Raw genomic sequence first — 14270 nt, forward strand, 5'->3', positions numbered from 1 at the left:
CGACACCGCATCGGGGCGCAAACCACATGGCAGGTACAGCTTGCCATGTGCTTCACGCCCCGCTGCGGCGCGGCTTAACTTGGGTGTCAGGCCGCTCTGGAGGACTTTGCCTCATGGAGATATCTGCACACATCCGAAGCGGCTTGGACGTCCACGAGCTCATCGTTTCAACGGACGGGGCTTCGCGACCGCTGGTCATCTCTGCCAGGCCTTCCGGTCGAGGCAGCGCCGTAAACGGCGGCGAGCTTCTGATGGCTGCACTCGCAACCTGCTACTGCAATGACCTGTACCGGGAAGCCTCCCGACTGGGTGTCCCAATCGCGGGCTGCAAGGTGCGGGTACAGGGTCACTTCAACGGTGTTGGCCTTGCCGCCCAGAGCGTTACGTACTCAGCCGTGGTGGAGTCCTCGGCGCCGGCGGTCGAGGTCGAGGCTTTGCTGTCTGAGACGGATCGCCTGGCCGAGATCCATAACACGCTCAGGCGCGGTTGCGCTGTCGAGCGTGTTGCGTGGCATGGGCCCGCGGCCTGACAATGCGTTCAAGCCGAAGCCGCTTCGTTACGCAAATCACATGGCGGGTACAGCTTGCCATGTGCTTCGCTGCGCTACGCGTCTCGGCTCAGCTTAGGTGCTAGACCGCGTGGGATCGATCCTCGCCATCGTCCAGCTCATTCTCGTGCCGCTCCTGGTCGTGGCCGCCTTGGCTGTCCGCTCTGCCGGAAGTTCAAGGCCCCTCAACATCGTGGACTATGTGCGAGTCACGGATCCTGCTGCACTGCATCGCTGTGCAGGCACACGGCTGCTACTTCTGCCTGCGGTTTTCCTGGTTGGAGGCTTGGCCTCTTTCCGCAGTCCGGAACTGGCGCTCCTGTTTTTCGGTGCTGCAACTGTCGTTTGCCTCTGCGTGGCTGTTTGGGTAGCGCTCGGCGCCGAGAGGTTTCAAAGTGCTGCCTGACAATGCGTTCAAGGCAAACCCGCATCGCGGGTCGGATCAATTCAGGAGTTGGGCGTCGGTGGCAGCAATGCGCAAGTTCATGTCTCCAGGTTTTCTCACTTTCGCGGCTATCGGCGCTTCCGTTGCCGCGGCCGCGGTTCTCTTTACGTATCCCGCGAATCCACTCATCTGGAACGCCGCTACATGGACACTTGTGGCAGGACTGGCCGGTCTACTGGTGGTCGTTCCTGTCTCGGGCTACGTGCTCGCCAGGGATCGCACGGCAAGGACCTGGCAACGGATCGCCACCTTCCTCATTGGCCTGGCATGCCTGGCTGCGGTTGCCGTCGTGTTCTTGTAGGTTGCACGCTTGGACGGGCGGGCACTGCATCCGTCCATGACGGCGCCTGACAGGTGTTGGCTGGCGCATCACCTTCATTCTTCATTCGATGTGACGCATGGAACGCTACAGGCTCGGTGAGTACGTGGCGTTTGCCGCCGGCTTGCACGGGCGGGTCGACGAGGCGCGGGGATCCAGAGGTCCGGATGATGGAACTGTTCAAGGTGCTCGCGCTCTTCATCGCCACGGCGCTCGCCGAGATCGTCGGCTGCTACCTGCCGTACCTGTGGCTCAGAGAAGGCCGTACGCCGTGGCTGCTGGTGCCGGCGGCGCTGAGCCTGGCGGCGTTCGTGTGGCTGCTCACGCTGCATCCGCAGGCGGCGGGTCGCGTCTACGCGGGCTATGGCGGGGTGTACATCACCGTGGCGCTGATGTGGCTGTGGGCGGTCGATGCGGTGCGGCCGTCGCTGACCGACTGGATCGGCGTGGGCCTGTGCCTGGCCGGCATGGCGGTGATCATGCTGGGCGGGCGCCAGGGCTGAGCGCGCGCGGCCGCGCCGGCGCTATCATCCCGCCACGCGCAGGCGAGTCGCCGCGCGCCACTGACAGGGGACACGGATGAGGAAGACCATCATCGGCCTGGCCGCCGGCCTGGCCATGGTCGCGAGCGCGCCTCTGGCCGCGGGCGAGCACCAGGAGCGGCTTGCCAGCTGCCTCAAGGAGTCGAGCACCCAGGCCGACCGCGACGCGCTGGTGCGCTGGATCTTCGTGGCGATGTCGGCGCATCCGCTGACCGCCGACCTGGCCGTGGTGCCCGCGGACACGGCCTCGGCCGTGAGCCGGGACGCCAGCGCGGTGTTCGCGAAGCTCATCACCGTGACATGCGGCGCGGAGTCGGCGGGCACGATCAAGTACGAGGGCACCGAGGCCTTCGGCAAGGCGTTCGAGGTGCTGGGCATGTCGGCGATGGACGGACTGATGGGCCATCCGCGGGTGGCAGGGGCGGTCGCCGAGATGACGTCGCACCTGGATCCGGCGCAGTTCGACGAAATGATGAAGCGTTACGCGGATTAATCCGCGCCGAAGCGTTCGCCGAAGAAGTCGCCGTCATTCCACGCCGGCCGTGCGTCGGCGTCGCCGATGCCGCGGGCGAGGGCCGCCGACAGTCGCGCCAGGCGCGCGGCGTCGCCGTAGTGGATCGGCAGCTCGGCTTCGTCGCAGGGCTGGTGGTAACAGTTGCGCATGAACCAGGTGGCGGAGACCTTGGGGTCGCGCTCGGCGTCGGCGGCCTCGATGCCGCCGTCGAGGTAGACGGCGGGGATGCCTTCGCGCACGAAGGAGAACTGGTCGCTGCGCACGAACACGGCTTCCTCGGGGAAGGGGTCGGGCGAGACCCTGACCCCGACCTCGCGCGCGGCGGCGTCCACCGCGGCCTTCAGCGAGGAGTGCTCGACGCCGATCGGCACGACGTCGCGGCTGGGCGCGGTCAGCACCGGCATGTCCAGGTTGATGTTCGCCACCAGGGTGGCGCCGGCGCCGGGGTGGCGCGCGAACCAGCGCGAGCCGAGCAGGCCCTGTTCCTCGGCGGTGACGGCGACGAAGGCCTGCGAGCGCCGCGTGGCTTCGGTGCCCTCCGCCAGCGTGCGCGCGGCCTCGGTCATGATCGCGACGCCCAGGGCGTTGTCGAGCGCGCCGTTGTAGATGCCGTCGCCCTCGACCTCGAGGCCGGTGCCGACGTGGTCGAGATGCGCGGTGTGCACGACGTACTCGCCGGCCAGCGCGGGGTCGCGGCCGCGCAGCACGCCGACGACGTTGCGCGAGTCCAGCGGCTCCACGCGGGTGCGCACGGCCAGCGCCAGGCGCACCGGCAGGTCGAAGCCGCCGGCCTGCCCGCCGCGGGCGCGCTCGGCCAGCTGCGCGGCGCTGCGGTCGCCGCCGGCGAACAGGGTGTCGGCGGCGGCGGCGCTGACGCGCGCGACCACCTGCAGCGCGGGGAAGGTGTCGATGCCGCGTCCGTCGGCATCGCGCAGGCGCATCGACGGCCGCTCCCAGCCGGCGGCGCTGCGCGCCCAGGGCGTGCGCACCTCGTCGGCGGCGGTCCCCACCAGCACCGCGCCCACGGCGCCGCGTTCGGCGACGCTGCGCAGCTTCTCGTCGAGCGCGGCGTGGAAGGCGCGGCGGGTGTCGTCGAAGCGTTCGGGGGCGCCGCCCAGCAGCACCGCGACCTTGCCGCGCAGGTCGAGGCCGGCGAAGTCGTCGTGGCCGAGGCCGGGGGCGTGGATCGCCTGGCCGACGAACACGGCGGGCGCGTCGACCGAGGCATCGGCGGCGTTGAAGTTGGCCATCGGCAGGAACTGGCCCTGGAAGGCCAGCGTCGCGGACTGGCCGCCGAGCCTGACGTCGAACCTTGCGCCCTCCGCCACCAGGGTGGCGCGCAGCAGCGGGACGCGCTGGAACCAGCCGCCGTCGTCGCCACCGGGCGCGAGGCCGGCGGCGGCGAAGCGGGCGGCGACGTGTTCGGCGGCGAGGTCGAAGCCCGGCGTGCCGGTCTCGCGGCCCTGCATGCGGTCGTCGGCGAGCGCGCGCACGTCGTCGGCGATGCGGTCGGCGGCCGGGTCCTGCGCCTGCGCGGCGTCCGGGGGGGCCGGCAGGGCGTCGGGATCGTCCGCGCGCTTGCAGGCCGAGAGGCCGGGCAACAGCAGGAGGGCGGCGGCGATGGCGAGCGCGAGGGCGGCCGTCGGGCGACGGCGGATGGCGGCGGGCATGATGGATCCGGCGGCGGAACAGGCCACAAGCCTAGCGTGCGGCGGCCTCGCGCAGGAACGCTTCGCCGATCGCGCGGGCGTCGGCATGGGGCTCGGGATCATTGCGATTGGTCAGCATCACCACGGTGAGCCGTTCGGCCGGCCAGCGCAGGATCACGTTGCGGAAGCCGATGGTCTCGCCGGAATGCCAGAGCGCGCCGCGACCGTCGATGCGCCAGCCATAGCCGTAGGCGGCGACGTCGTCCTCGCCGGTGGGCGTGGTGGTCTGCGGCGCGAACGCCAGCGCGCGCGAGGCGTCGGACAGCAGGCGGTCGTCGGACAGCGCCGCGTCCCACTTCGCCAGGTCGTCGATGGAGGAGTAGATGCCGCCGTCGCCAAGCACGGCGCTGGTGGTGGACTGGTCGGTGCGGCGCCAGCCGGCACCGTCGGCGCTGTGGCCGAAGGCGCGCGCGGGCACGGTGTTGCGGCCGTCGACGAAGGCCACGCTGTGGTCCATGCCGAGGGGGGCGAAGATGCGCTCGCGCAGGACCTCGGGATAGGGACGACCGGCGGCGCGTTCGACGACCAGGGCGAGCAGGGCGTAGCCGGAGTTGCTGTAGCGGTAGGCGCTGCCGGGGGCGAAATAGGGCGCGCCCGTGGCCGCCGCGGCTGCGGCCGGGTCCGTGGCTGTGCCGTCGGCCCCGGCGGCATCGGCCGTGGCATCGGCCGCGCGGGAGGCGGGCGGCTTCGCGGCGGCGTCGGCGGTGAAGGTGGCTCCGACGTGGTTGGCGGCGCCGTCGTCACCGGAGGCGCAGGGCAGGCCGCCGGCCAGCAGGCACAGCACGTCGGCGTCGCGCACCTGGCCCTGGAAGTCGGCCGCCATCAGGTCCTCGTAGTCGTGCAGGCCCGAGGTGTGGCTGAGCAGGTGGTGCAGGGTCACGCCGTCGGCGCTCGCGGGCAGCTCGGGCAGCCAGCGCCGCACGGGATCGTCCAGGCGCAGCCGGCCGTCCTCGGCGAGCAGCAGCACGGCGGCGGCGGTGAACTGCTTGCTGACCGAGGCCAGTCGGAAGTTCGTGGCCGGCGTCACCGGGGTACCGGCGGCGATGTCGGCCAGGCCCACGGTGCGGCGCAACAGGGGCTCGCCGTCGCGCAGCACCAGCAGCGCGGCACCCGGCACGTCGCCGGTGTAGCGCTGCAGGCGCGCCTCGGCGTCGGCGGCGGCCTCGCCCGCGGTGGCTGTGGCCCAGGGCAGGATCGTCATCAGCAGCAGTGTGGTGGTCAGGCGCATCGCCCGAGTCTAGCCGCGCACGGCCGACGGTGGCACACGGGGCGACGCAGGGTCCGGGCCGCCGCGCGGCAGGCGCGTCCGCTCAGGAGCGACCGCGCGGCGGGAAGGGCAGCACCTTGCCGCGCTCGTCCGCCTCGGGGTCGGGGCGGTGCCACAGCACCGGCACGTCGTCCGGGGCGGCGGGCTCGAACTGCGCGCGCTCGGCCGCCGCGCGCTCGGCATCGGCGGCGGCCTGCTCCTCCTCGAGCTCCCAGCTGTAGCGCTTGCGCGGCGGCGCGGGATCCAGGCGCCGGAACAGCCACGCCGCAAGGATCCCACCCAGCGCGCCGCCGAGGTGCGACTGCCAGCTCACGCCCGGCTCGCGCGGCAGCACCGTCAGCAGCATGCCGCCGTAGAACAGGAAGCCGATCATGGTGGCGGCAATGGCGGCGCGGTCGCGGCGCAGTACGGCCAGCGCGAGCACCAGGAACATCAGCCCGTGGGTCACGCCGCTGGCGCCGAGGTGGAACGAGCCCGGCGCGCCCAGCGCCCATGCGCCGAGCCCGGAGCCCAGCCACATCAGCGGCAGGCCGCGCAGGGACGCCTTCGGGTACACCCAGCCGGCCAAGGTGCCGAGGAACAGCACCGCCGCGCCGTTCGCGACGATGTGCTCGAGCGAGCCGTGCAGCAGCGGCGCGGTGAGGATGCCGAACAGGCCGCGCAGGGCGCCCGGCTGCACCGCGAACAGGCGCGCGTCGAAGCCCGCCTGCGCGCCGTAGACCACCGCCAGTACCGCGACGAACGCCGCCGAGACGCCCGCGGCACGACGGAACCGGCGCCAGTCGGCCGCGCGCTGGGCGGCCGAGTCGGGCGGATGGTCGTGGACGGGCAGGTGCATGGGCGAAGCATGGCGGCGGATGGCGGCAACGCAAGGGCGGGGGCCGTGCCGGACTTCGCCGCGCCGCACCGGCGCCGCGGGGAGCGCAGGGCCGCACCCGGTAGAATCACGCCATGAACGAAGCCCTCCCCGTCGTCCGCCTGCGCAACGCCTGGCGCTCCAGCCACCCGTGGATCTTCCAGAAGCTGGTCGAGAAGCCGAATCCGCGGCCCAGGCCCGGCACCATCGTCGATGTCGTCGGCATCGACGGCGAGTGGATCGGCCGCGGCTTCTACAACGGCCATTCGCGGATCGCGGTGCGGATCCTGGAGACGGACCCGAACGTGGCGGTGGACGCGGGCTGGTTCGCGCGGAAGATCGCCGATGCCGTGGCGCTGCGCCGCGACGTGCTGCGCCTGGACGAGGTGAGCGACGCCTGGCGCGTGGTGCACAGCGAGGGTGACGGCCTCAGCGGCCTGGTGGTCGACCGCTACGCCGACCTGCTGGTGCTGGAGTACTTCTCGGCCGGGATGTTCCGCCACCGCGAATGGATCATGGATGCGCTGCGCGCGCAGTTCCCCGGCTGCCGCTTCCATGCCTTCGCCGACGAGCACGTGCAGAAGCAGGAGAGCTTCGACTTCCACGGCACGCCCGGCACCGAGCCCGCGGTGATCACCGAGCACGGCATCCGTTTCCGTGCCGATCCCGCGGGCGCGCACAAGACCGGCTTCTTCGCCGACCAGCGCGAAAACCGCGAGTGGCTGAGCCGGCAGGTCGCGGGCAAGCGCGTGTTGGACCTGTGCTGCAACACCGGCGGATTCGCGGTGTATTCGGCGGTGCGCGGCGCGAGCGAAGTGACCGGCGTGGACATCGACGCCGACGTGATCGAGCTGGCCAAGGGCAACGCGAAGTGGAACGGCGTGCGTCCGCGATTCGTGCAGGCCGACATCTTCCCCTGGCTGCGCGACGCCGCGAACGCCGGCGAGCAGTACGACGTGGTGATCCTGGACCCGGCCAAGATGACCCGCGACCGCGAGCAGGTGATCCCGGCGCTGAAGAAGTACCTGGACATGAACAAGCTGGCGCTGTCGGTGGTGAAGCCGGGCGGGCTGTTCGCGACGTTCTCGTGCACCGGGCTTGTGGCCGAGGACCAGTTCCTCGACATGCTGCGGCGCGCGGCGTTCTTCTCCAACCGCACGGTGCAGGTGTTGAAGGTGTCCGGCGCCGGCCCGGACCATCCGTTCATGGCGAACGCGCAGGAGTCGCGCTACCTCAAGGCGGTGTTCTGCCGCGTCCTGGACTGACGTGCAGGAGCGGCTACAGCCGCGATCGATCGTTGGGCCGGGGCGGGGCATCGCGGCGGTAGCCGCTCCCACAGGGCGCCCTGCATGCACAGGATTTGTACAGGCCCGGGATTGATCAGCGGCTAACCGGAGCGTGCCTAGCGTGACAGGGCCGCAGCGGGCACGGACGACGTGCCGCCACTGCGGACCGACCCCTGTCACCGCTCCGGAGCCTCCCATGCGTACCTTGCTGATCCTCCCCTTGGCCCTGCTCGCCGCAGGTTCCGCGCACGCCGCCGGTCCCGAGGCCGGGCGCTGGTCGATGTCCCTCGTCGGCGGCCTCGACGCGCCGGTCAGCGGCGACGTCCATGACGGCGCCACGGTCACCATCCCCGACCTCGGTCCGCTCAACCCCGACCTCACCGGCGTGGACGCCGAGCTGCGGATCGGCGCGCGCAGCCACGACCGCATCTACGACCACGCCGGCACCGTCGGCCTCGAGCTCGCCTACGCGCCCAGCGACCGCAGCGAGATCTTCGGCCAGGTCCGTCGCACCGAGGCAGACGATGCCCGCGTGCAGGTGGGCGGCGCCTACGTGCCGGCGCTGGACACGGAGCTGCCGGTCTACGGCACCTTCGGCGACTACAGCGCCTTGTCGGCCGAGGTCGGCTACCGGACGTATTTCGGCACCGCAGGCTCCGCGCGGCCATTCGTGGGCGCGCGCATCGGCGCCGCGCGCGTTAACGAGATCCGCGCCACGTTCGAGATCCCGGATGCCGCCATCACCATCCCCGACGCGGCGTTCTACGACAAGGGCTGGGCGGCGAGCGCCGGACTCGACGTGGGCGTCATCGTGCCCATCGGCGAGACCTTCAGCGTCACGCTCGCCAGCGGCGTGCGCTACATCGCCGACCTCAAGGACGACGACAGCGCGATCGGCGGACTGGGCCTGGCCTCGATCAACGACACCGGCAGCCGCATCTCGGTACCGGTGATGCTTTCGGCACGCTGGGATTTCTGAGGCGTGCCCGCGTGCCCGCTGGCCGGGTGACAGCCGGCGGGCACGCGTCTTTGGCCGGGCGGAACCCGGCCGCTCAAGCTTCCACCGGGTCGGGTGCCGAACGGAGCACGTCGACCAGCGCACGTAACGCCGGAGGCACGGCGCGGTGCCCGGGGTAGTACAGGGCCATCCGCTCGGTGCCATGCATCCAGTCGGACAGCACGCACCTGAGCCGGCCCGCGGCGATGGCCGGCCCGGCGGCCCGGTCCACCACGTAGGCGATGCCGAGCCCGCGCTCGGCGGCGTCGACCATCAGCTCCTCGTCGTCCAGCACCAGCGCGGCATCCGTGTCGACCAGGCTCTCCTGCCCGGCACGCTCGAATTCCCAGCGGTACAGCCGGCCGCCGGGCAGGCGATGGCCGACCAGCCGATGCCGTGCCAGGTCGTCCGGCGCGCGTGGCTCGCCGGCCTGGGCGAGATAGTCCGGGGAGGCCACGCACACGAAGCCGACCGGCCTGCCGAAGGGCACGGCCACCATGTCCGCGGGAATGGAGCCGGCCAGGCGCACGCCGGCGTCGAACCCGGCGCCGACGATGTCGACCAGGCGTCCCTCGGCCACCAGGTCGACCCGCACGTCGGGGAAGCGCGCGGCCACCAGGGGCAACACGTTGCGAACGAGGTGCCCGGCCACCACCCGAGGCGCGTTCACCCGCACCCGGCCGGAGATGCGTCCGTGGAAGGCGGAGGTGGCCTCCAGGGCCTCGTCCAGCGACTGCATGGCACCGCGCAGCCGCTCGAGCAGCGCCGCGCCCGCTTCGGTGGGCGAAACGCTGCGCGTGGTCCGGTGCAGCAGGCGCACCCCCAGCCGTTCCTCGAGCGCGCGCACCGCGTGGCTCAGCGTGGACGGGGCGGATCCGAGCTCGTCCGCCGCGCGACGGAAGCTGCGGTGGCTGGCCACGGCGAGGAAGGCGGCGAGTTCGTTGAGGGAGGGGCGCATGATTGCTGCGATTCTTGCAGCAGCGCATGCGGATTCCAATGTCTTATCGCATCAGTCGCCGGCTGGTATTCCTGTCGTCGGCCACGGAGAAGACCCCTCCGGACGCCGCCCCCCCCACCGACCGGAGCAGGACATGCCCACCCGCGAACCCGTGTTTCCATCCAGCCGCCAGGCGCTCTATTCGATCAATCGCTATTCCGCCGCCATCCGCTCGGGCGACCTGCTGTTCGTGTCCGGACAGGTCGGCAGCCGCGAGGACGGCTCGCCCGAACCGGACTTCGGTGCCCAGGTCCAGCGGGCCTTCGACAACCTGGCCGACGTGCTTGCCGCCGCGGGCTGCGGCATGGACGACATCATCGACCTCACCACCTTCCACACCGACCCGGAGGCGCAGTTCGCCGTGGTCAGCGAGGCGAGGGACCGGGTGTTCCCGCGCGCGCCGTACCCGAACTGGACAGCCGTCGGCGTCAACTGGCTCGCCGGCTTCGACTTCGAGGTCAAGGTCATCGCGCGCATCCCGCCGCCGGCCTGAGCCCCGGGTCGCAGGGGCTGCGAACGCATCGCCTTAGACTGTCGGCATGAATGTCGAAACCGTGCTGGTGCTTCTCCTGGTGGTCGCGATCGCGGCCATCGCGTTCCTCGTCGCGCAGTTGCGCCGTAATCCGCTGGAGGCCGAACTGCGCGCCGAACGCGAGGCCGCCCGCGCCGCGGTGGAGGCCGCGGGCCGGCTGCAGGGCCAGCTTGGCGCCGTGACCGCCGAGCTGGACGGGGCGCGGGCCCGCCACCAGCGCGATGCGGAGGCCCTCGAGGCCGCGCGCGCCGCGCTCGAATCGGCCCGTACGCAGGCCGGGCTGGCCGAGCGCAGCCTGGCCGAACGCAGCGAGGCACTGGCCTCGATGCAGCGCCGCGCCGAGGCCGCCGAAGCCAACTGCGGCGAACTGCGGCAGCAGTGCTCCAACGCCGAGCGCCGCTGCGCGGAGCTCACCGCCAACCTCGAGCACTCCCAGCGCGCGCGCGCCGAGATGCAGGCTTTCGTCGACGAGGCGCGCACGCGGCTGTCGTCCGACTTCGCGGCGCTCGCCGGCAAGGTGTTCGACGAGCGCGGCAAGCAGTTCGAGGCCAGCGTGCGCGCGGCCAACACCCAGGGCCGCGCCGACATCGAGACCCTGCTCAAGCCTTTCCATGACCGCCTGGGCGAGTTCCGCAACCGCATCGACACGCTCTACAGCGAAGAGGCGAAGGAGCGCTCCGCCCTGTTCGGCGCGGTCACCGAGCTCAAGACCCTCAACCAGGACATGGCCGGCCACACCGCGGCGCTGACGCGCGCGCTGAAGGGCAGCAGCAAGGTGCGCGGCGACTGGGGCGAGCTGATCCTGGAAAGCGTGCTGCGCGGCAGCGGCCTCGAGGAGGGCGTGCACTTCGAGCGCCAGGCCGGCGTGCGCGACGACGAAGGCCGCGCGCTGCGCCCGGACGTGGTGGTGTTCCTGCCCGACGAGCGCAGTGTGGTGGTCGACAGCAAGGTCAACCTGGTCGCATGGCAGGAGGCGATGGATGCGTCCGACGAGCCCGAGCTGCACGCCGTCGCGCTGCGCCGCCATTGCGATGGCCTGCGCCGGCACGTGAAGGACCTGGCCGACCGGGCCTATCCGGCTGCGGTCGGGCCGCATGCGCTCGACGTCACCATCGCCTTCGTGCCGATCGAGGGCGCGCTGTCGGCGGCGCTGGGCTCGGACCCGTCGCTGCAGACCTACGCCTTCGAGAACAAGGTGGTGTTCGCTTCGCCGAACACGCTGATGGCGCTGCTGCGCGTGGTCGACCGGCTGTGGACGCGCGACCGCATCCACCGCCAGGCGCTGCAGATCGGCGAGACCGGCGGGCTGCTGCTGGATGCGCTGCAGGGCTTCCTCGAGGACTTCGAGCAGGTGGGCACGCGGCTGGACGCGGTGCAGAAGTCCTATGGCAACGCGAAGCGGCGGCTGGATGAATCCAACCGCAGCGTGCTGGCACGCGCGCGCAAGCTCACGGAGCTGGGCGTGCGCGGCAAGAAGGCGCTGCGCGAGGAGCTGAAGCCGGACGGGGCGGCGCTGGCGCTGCCGGCGGCGGAGGACGAGGCCGAAGTGGCGGCCGATGGCGACGCGACCGTCTGACGACGGTCGCTGCGCGTCGCGCGGGGATCAGGGCGGGGTGGAGCCCGGCACGATCGGCATGACGTCGACGGGGACCGTGGGGTTGGTCTCGTCGTCGAGCAGGTAGTCCGGCAGGTCCTGCTGGTCCTCGCGGATGCGGTCGCCGTGGATCTGGTAGCTGCGGCGCTGCATCCAGGCGTCGCGCACCAGGGCGTACTCGTCGGCGGCGCCCTCGCGCAGGCGGTCGACGGCGAACAGCTGGGTGCGCAGGTCGACCAGCTGCAGGCCCTGCAGGCCGATGCGCACGGTGTCGTCGTTGATCTGGCGCGTGGGCGAGACCTGGCCGTCGCCGACCAGGCCGAACACGTCGCGCACGGTGCGCGGGCCGAACAGCGGCAGTTCGACGAAGCGCGACTGCTCCCAGCCCCACACGCCCAGGGTCTGGCCGAAGTCCTCGCTGCGGTTGGGGATGCGCATGCGCGTGGCCGGATCGAACAGGCCGCCGACGCCGATCGTGGCGTTGACCAGGAAGCGGCCCAGCGACTGCCCGGCCTGCTTCGGCTTGCCCTGCAGCAGCGCGTTGAGCGCGCTCACCGGCTGGCCGAGGTTGGAGAAGAAGTTGCCCACGCCCAGGCGCACCGGTCGCGGCACGACCTTGACGTAGGCGCGCGCCAGCGGCTCGGCCACGGCGCGGTCGATGGCCATGTTGAAGCCGTGGACCTTGCGGTTCCAGTTCTCCCACGGATCGTGGCCGGGGGCGCCGATGGTGGCGGGCTCCGGCAGCGTCGGATCGGCGATCGGGTCGTAGACCTCACCGCCGTAGATCGCGGCGAAGTCGAGCTCGGCCTGGGTGGCGGCGGAGCTGGCGGCATCCATGTCTGCAGATGCGGGTCCGTCGATTCCGCCTTCGCCGTCCACGCCGACATCGCCCGCGGTAGTGGAATCGAGCGCCGGCTGGCCGGCCTCGTAGGACCCACCGTCCGTAACGGTCGAGGCCATGTCGGCGTGCGGCGTTGCCACGTCGCTCGCGGCCACCGGCGGCGCGTCGGCGGGCGCGGGCGTGCGCGGCGCGTGACCCGCGCAGCCCGCCAGCAGGACGAGGCCCAGCGCCAGCGCGGTGGCGCGCAGCGGGGCGGAAGACGGGCTGTGCATGCGGTGGATGCCCATGTCAGGTGCCGAAGCCGAGCGCGGCGTCCAGCCGGTAGGCCGCGCGCAGGTCGGACAGGCCGGGTGGGCTGCCGACGACCTCGATGCCGGCGCTGCCGGCCGCGTCGGCGAGCGCCGACAGCAGCGCCAGGCCGGCGCTGTCGACGCGGGTCACGCCGGTGATGTCGATGCGACGCACGCCAGCGCACTGCGGGCGAGCGCTGCGCCACAGCGCGGGCACGCGCTCGCCGGTGACGTCGCCGCGGACCCGCAGCGCGTCACCCTCGCGACTGACGCCGGGATCAGTTGGTGCGGGCATCGGCCTGGATCCGCCCCGCGCGCAGGTCGGCCGCGACGTCGCGGATCGACTTGCGCGAGAGCGGGGTGTCGAACTGCTGGCGGAAGGTCTGCACGAAGGACACGCCCTCGACCATCACGTCGAACACGCGCCAGCCGGCCGGCGTCTGCCGCATCAGGTAGTCGACCGGGATCGGCTCGCCGCCCTGGCGCAGCATCTCGCTGGAGACCTTCACGCCAAGGCCGCGCGGCAGCGGTGTTTCCGACTTCACGCGCACGCGCAGGCGGGTGTTGAAGTCGAGCAGCGAGCTGCCGTAGCGGCGCATCAGGCTGTCGGCGAGCGCGTCGGCGAAGACCTTCACGTCGGCGTCGTCGGCACCACGGCCGTGGCGGCCCAGCACCTGGCGCGCGGAGTACTCGCGGTCGAACATCTGGTCGAACTCGCCGGCGATGAAGGCCTGCAGCTTGCTGCGGTCGGCGGTGAACTCGGCGCGGCGCGAGTCCAGCGTCGACAGGATGCGCTGGCTGTTGTCGAGCACGAGCTTGCTGGGCGAGCCCTGCATGGTGGCGGCCGGCGCGGCCTGCGCCTGGGCCTGCGCGCAGGCGCCGAAGGGCGCGGTGGCGAGCAGGGCGGCGGCGAGGATCAGGGGAACCAGGGGGCGGGACGTCATGGGGTGCTCTCCGTGGGGGGCGGGGTGTCGTCGGCAGGCGCGTCGGGCGCCGGGGTGCCGCCGGCATCGGCGCCATCTTCGCCAGTGCCGCTGAACATGTACTTGCCGACCATCTGCATCAGGTCGACGGCGGGTTGGGTGTAGACCAGCTCTTCGCCGGGCTTGAAGACCTCCAGGTCGCCACCGGGCTGCAGGCCGACATAGCTTTCGCCCAGCAGGCCGCCGGTGAGGATCTGGGCCGAGGTGTCGATCGGGATCTCGTTGAAGCGGCTGTCGATGGCCAGCGTCACGATGGTGTCGAACTTGACCGGATCAAGGTCGATCTTCGAGACGCTGCCGATCGTCACCCCGCCGACCTTCACCGGCGCGTTGGGGCGCAGCTGGCCGAGGTTGGTGAAGCGCGCGGTCAGCTCGTAGCTGTCGCGTGCGAAGCCGAACTTGCCGTTGGTCGATGCGACGGCCAGCACCAGCACCGACGCCAGCGCCAGCACCAGGAAAGCGCCGACGGCGAACTCGAGTCTTGGGCCACGGGATGTGTTCATAAGGACACCTGGTAGAAGCTTTCTTGCCACGGATGACGCGGATGGAC

The 14270-nt window shown here is 71.6% G+C and carries 16 protein-coding genes; 8 read left to right on the forward strand and 8 right to left on the reverse strand.

Annotation, left to right across the window (positions count from 1 at the left end):
* The first annotated feature begins 113 nt into the window (after positions 1 to 113).
* The 4 genes from H9645_RS05390 (at position 114) to H9645_RS05405 (ending at position 2347) form a co-directional block, all read left to right on the forward strand.
* Positions 114 to 530, forward strand: coding sequence for an OsmC family protein (locus H9645_RS05390; protein ID WP_191728702.1), 417 nt, complete (start codon positions 114 to 116; stop codon positions 528 to 530).
* A gap of 491 nt (positions 531 to 1021) precedes the next feature.
* On the forward strand, positions 1022 to 1294 hold the full coding sequence (locus H9645_RS05395; protein WP_191728703.1) for a hypothetical protein: 273 nt from the start codon (positions 1022 to 1024) through the stop codon (positions 1292 to 1294).
* A 188-nt stretch (positions 1295 to 1482) separates the two neighbouring features.
* The gene (locus H9645_RS05400; RefSeq protein ID WP_189499433.1) at positions 1483 to 1815 is read left to right on the forward strand and encodes a YnfA family protein; all 333 of its coding nucleotides are present in this window, start codon (positions 1483 to 1485) and stop codon (positions 1813 to 1815) included.
* 76 nt (positions 1816 to 1891) lie between these two features.
* Positions 1892 to 2347 (forward strand): hypothetical protein, encoded by a 456-nt coding sequence (locus H9645_RS05405; RefSeq protein ID WP_189499431.1) that lies wholly within the window; start codon positions 1892 to 1894, stop codon positions 2345 to 2347.
* On the opposite strand, the gene H9645_RS05410 is transcribed toward H9645_RS05405, so the two are convergent.
* The 3 genes from H9645_RS05410 to H9645_RS05420 all read right to left on the reverse strand — a co-directional run bounded on the left by H9645_RS05410 (position 2344) and on the right by H9645_RS05420 (position 6182).
* Entirely contained in the window at positions 2344 to 4038 is a 1695-nt protein-coding gene (locus tag H9645_RS05410; RefSeq protein ID WP_191728704.1) for a M28 family metallopeptidase, read from the reverse strand. The two genes, H9645_RS05405 and H9645_RS05410, sit on opposite strands and share 4 nt — an antisense overlap.
* 31 nt (positions 4039 to 4069) lie before the next feature.
* A complete protein-coding gene (locus tag H9645_RS05415) occupies positions 4070 to 5305 on the reverse strand; it encodes a serine hydrolase domain-containing protein (protein WP_191728705.1) in 1236 nt (411 codons plus the stop codon).
* Between the two features lie 82 nt (positions 5306 to 5387).
* Positions 5388 to 6182 carry a rhomboid family intramembrane serine protease gene (locus H9645_RS05420; RefSeq protein ID WP_191728706.1) on the reverse strand — a complete coding sequence of 265 codons (795 nt, stop codon included), beginning with the start codon at positions 6180 to 6182 and terminating at the stop codon, positions 5388 to 5390.
* A gap of 113 nt (positions 6183 to 6295) precedes the next feature.
* On the opposite strand from H9645_RS05420, the gene H9645_RS05425 reads away from it, so the two are divergent.
* Entirely contained in the window at positions 6296 to 7465 is a 1170-nt protein-coding gene (locus H9645_RS05425) for a class I SAM-dependent rRNA methyltransferase (RefSeq protein ID WP_191728707.1), read from the forward strand.
* Positions 7466 to 7682: 217 nt separating this feature from the next.
* Positions 7683 to 8465, forward strand: a complete 783-nt coding sequence (locus tag H9645_RS05430) for a hypothetical protein (protein ID WP_191728708.1) — start codon at positions 7683 to 7685, stop codon at positions 8463 to 8465.
* A gap of 73 nt (positions 8466 to 8538) precedes the next feature.
* On the opposite strand, the gene H9645_RS05435 is transcribed toward H9645_RS05430, so the two are convergent.
* Complete coding sequence (locus H9645_RS05435) at positions 8539 to 9444, reverse strand: LysR family transcriptional regulator (protein WP_191728970.1); 906 nt, start codon at positions 9442 to 9444, stop codon at positions 8539 to 8541.
* A 130-nt stretch (positions 9445 to 9574) separates the two neighbouring features.
* Between H9645_RS05435 and H9645_RS05440 the strand changes: the two genes are divergently transcribed.
* Together H9645_RS05440 and H9645_RS05445 are read left to right on the forward strand one after the other, a co-directional pair.
* Positions 9575 to 9973, forward strand: a complete 399-nt coding sequence (locus tag H9645_RS05440) for a RidA family protein (RefSeq protein WP_191728709.1) — start codon at positions 9575 to 9577, stop codon at positions 9971 to 9973.
* A gap of 46 nt (positions 9974 to 10019) precedes the next feature.
* The gene (locus H9645_RS05445; protein WP_191728710.1) at positions 10020 to 11588 is read left to right on the forward strand and encodes a DNA recombination protein RmuC; all 1569 of its coding nucleotides are present in this window, start codon (positions 10020 to 10022) and stop codon (positions 11586 to 11588) included.
* 27 nt (positions 11589 to 11615) lie between these two features.
* On the opposite strand, the gene H9645_RS05450 is transcribed toward H9645_RS05445, so the two are convergent.
* Genes H9645_RS05450 through mlaD form a run of 4 tightly spaced genes read right to left on the reverse strand, consistent with a single transcriptional unit; the run spans position 11616 to position 14223 of the window.
* On the reverse strand, positions 11616 to 12734 hold the full coding sequence (locus H9645_RS05450) for an MlaA family lipoprotein (protein WP_425490200.1): 1119 nt from the start codon (positions 12732 to 12734) through the stop codon (positions 11616 to 11618).
* A gap of 1 nt (position 12735) precedes the next feature.
* Positions 12736 to 13032: an STAS domain-containing protein gene (locus H9645_RS05455; RefSeq protein ID WP_189499364.1), complete on the reverse strand. Its 297-nt coding sequence runs from the start codon at positions 13030 to 13032 to the stop codon at positions 12736 to 12738.
* On the reverse strand, positions 13016 to 13681 hold the full coding sequence (locus H9645_RS05460; protein WP_189499366.1) for an MlaC/ttg2D family ABC transporter substrate-binding protein: 666 nt from the start codon (positions 13679 to 13681) through the stop codon (positions 13016 to 13018). The genes H9645_RS05455 and H9645_RS05460 overlap by 17 nt, the downstream gene beginning before the upstream one ends.
* A complete protein-coding gene (gene mlaD / locus H9645_RS05465) occupies positions 13678 to 14223 on the reverse strand; it encodes an outer membrane lipid asymmetry maintenance protein MlaD (RefSeq protein WP_189499368.1) in 546 nt (181 codons plus the stop codon). The genes H9645_RS05460 and mlaD overlap by 4 nt, the downstream gene beginning before the upstream one ends.
* Positions 14224 to 14270 lie beyond the last annotated feature (47 nt).

The organism is Luteimonas colneyensis, from assembly GCF_014836665.1.
In the GTDB taxonomy this organism is placed as follows: Bacteria; Pseudomonadota; Gammaproteobacteria; order Xanthomonadales; family Xanthomonadaceae; genus Luteimonas; species Luteimonas colneyensis.

Bases quoted from the DNA above. Each gene is read 5' to 3' on its own strand.
- H9645_RS05405 (WP_189499431.1), top strand. From the start codon at position 1,892: ATGAGGAAGACCATCATCGGCCTGGCCGCCGGCCTGGCCATGGTCGCG.
- H9645_RS05440 (WP_191728709.1), top strand. From the start codon at position 9,575: ATGCCCACCCGCGAACCCGTGTTTCCATCCAGCCGCCAGGCGCTCTAT.
- H9645_RS05450 (WP_425490200.1), bottom strand. From the start codon at position 12,734: ATGGGCATCCACCGCATGCACAGCCCGTCTTCCGCCCCGCTGCGCGCC.
- H9645_RS05430 (WP_191728708.1), top strand. From the start codon at position 7,683: ATGCGTACCTTGCTGATCCTCCCCTTGGCCCTGCTCGCCGCAGGTTCC.
- H9645_RS05400 (WP_189499433.1), top strand. From the start codon at position 1,483: ATGGAACTGTTCAAGGTGCTCGCGCTCTTCATCGCCACGGCGCTCGCC.
- H9645_RS05425 (WP_191728707.1), top strand. From the start codon at position 6,296: ATGAACGAAGCCCTCCCCGTCGTCCGCCTGCGCAACGCCTGGCGCTCC.
- H9645_RS05395 (WP_191728703.1), top strand. From the start codon at position 1,022: ATGCGCAAGTTCATGTCTCCAGGTTTTCTCACTTTCGCGGCTATCGGC.
- H9645_RS05455 (WP_189499364.1), bottom strand. From the start codon at position 13,032: ATGCCCGCACCAACTGATCCCGGCGTCAGTCGCGAGGGTGACGCGCTG.
- H9645_RS05390 (WP_191728702.1), top strand. From the start codon at position 114: ATGGAGATATCTGCACACATCCGAAGCGGCTTGGACGTCCACGAGCTC.
- H9645_RS05445 (WP_191728710.1), top strand. From the start codon at position 10,020: ATGAATGTCGAAACCGTGCTGGTGCTTCTCCTGGTGGTCGCGATCGCG.
- H9645_RS05460 (WP_189499366.1), bottom strand. From the start codon at position 13,681: ATGACGTCCCGCCCCCTGGTTCCCCTGATCCTCGCCGCCGCCCTGCTC.
- H9645_RS05415 (WP_191728705.1), bottom strand. From the start codon at position 5,305: ATGCGCCTGACCACCACACTGCTGCTGATGACGATCCTGCCCTGGGCC.
- mlaD (WP_189499368.1), bottom strand. From the start codon at position 14,223: ATGAACACATCCCGTGGCCCAAGACTCGAGTTCGCCGTCGGCGCTTTC.
- H9645_RS05410 (WP_191728704.1), bottom strand. From the start codon at position 4,038: ATGCCCGCCGCCATCCGCCGTCGCCCGACGGCCGCCCTCGCGCTCGCC.
- H9645_RS05420 (WP_191728706.1), bottom strand. From the start codon at position 6,182: ATGCACCTGCCCGTCCACGACCATCCGCCCGACTCGGCCGCCCAGCGC.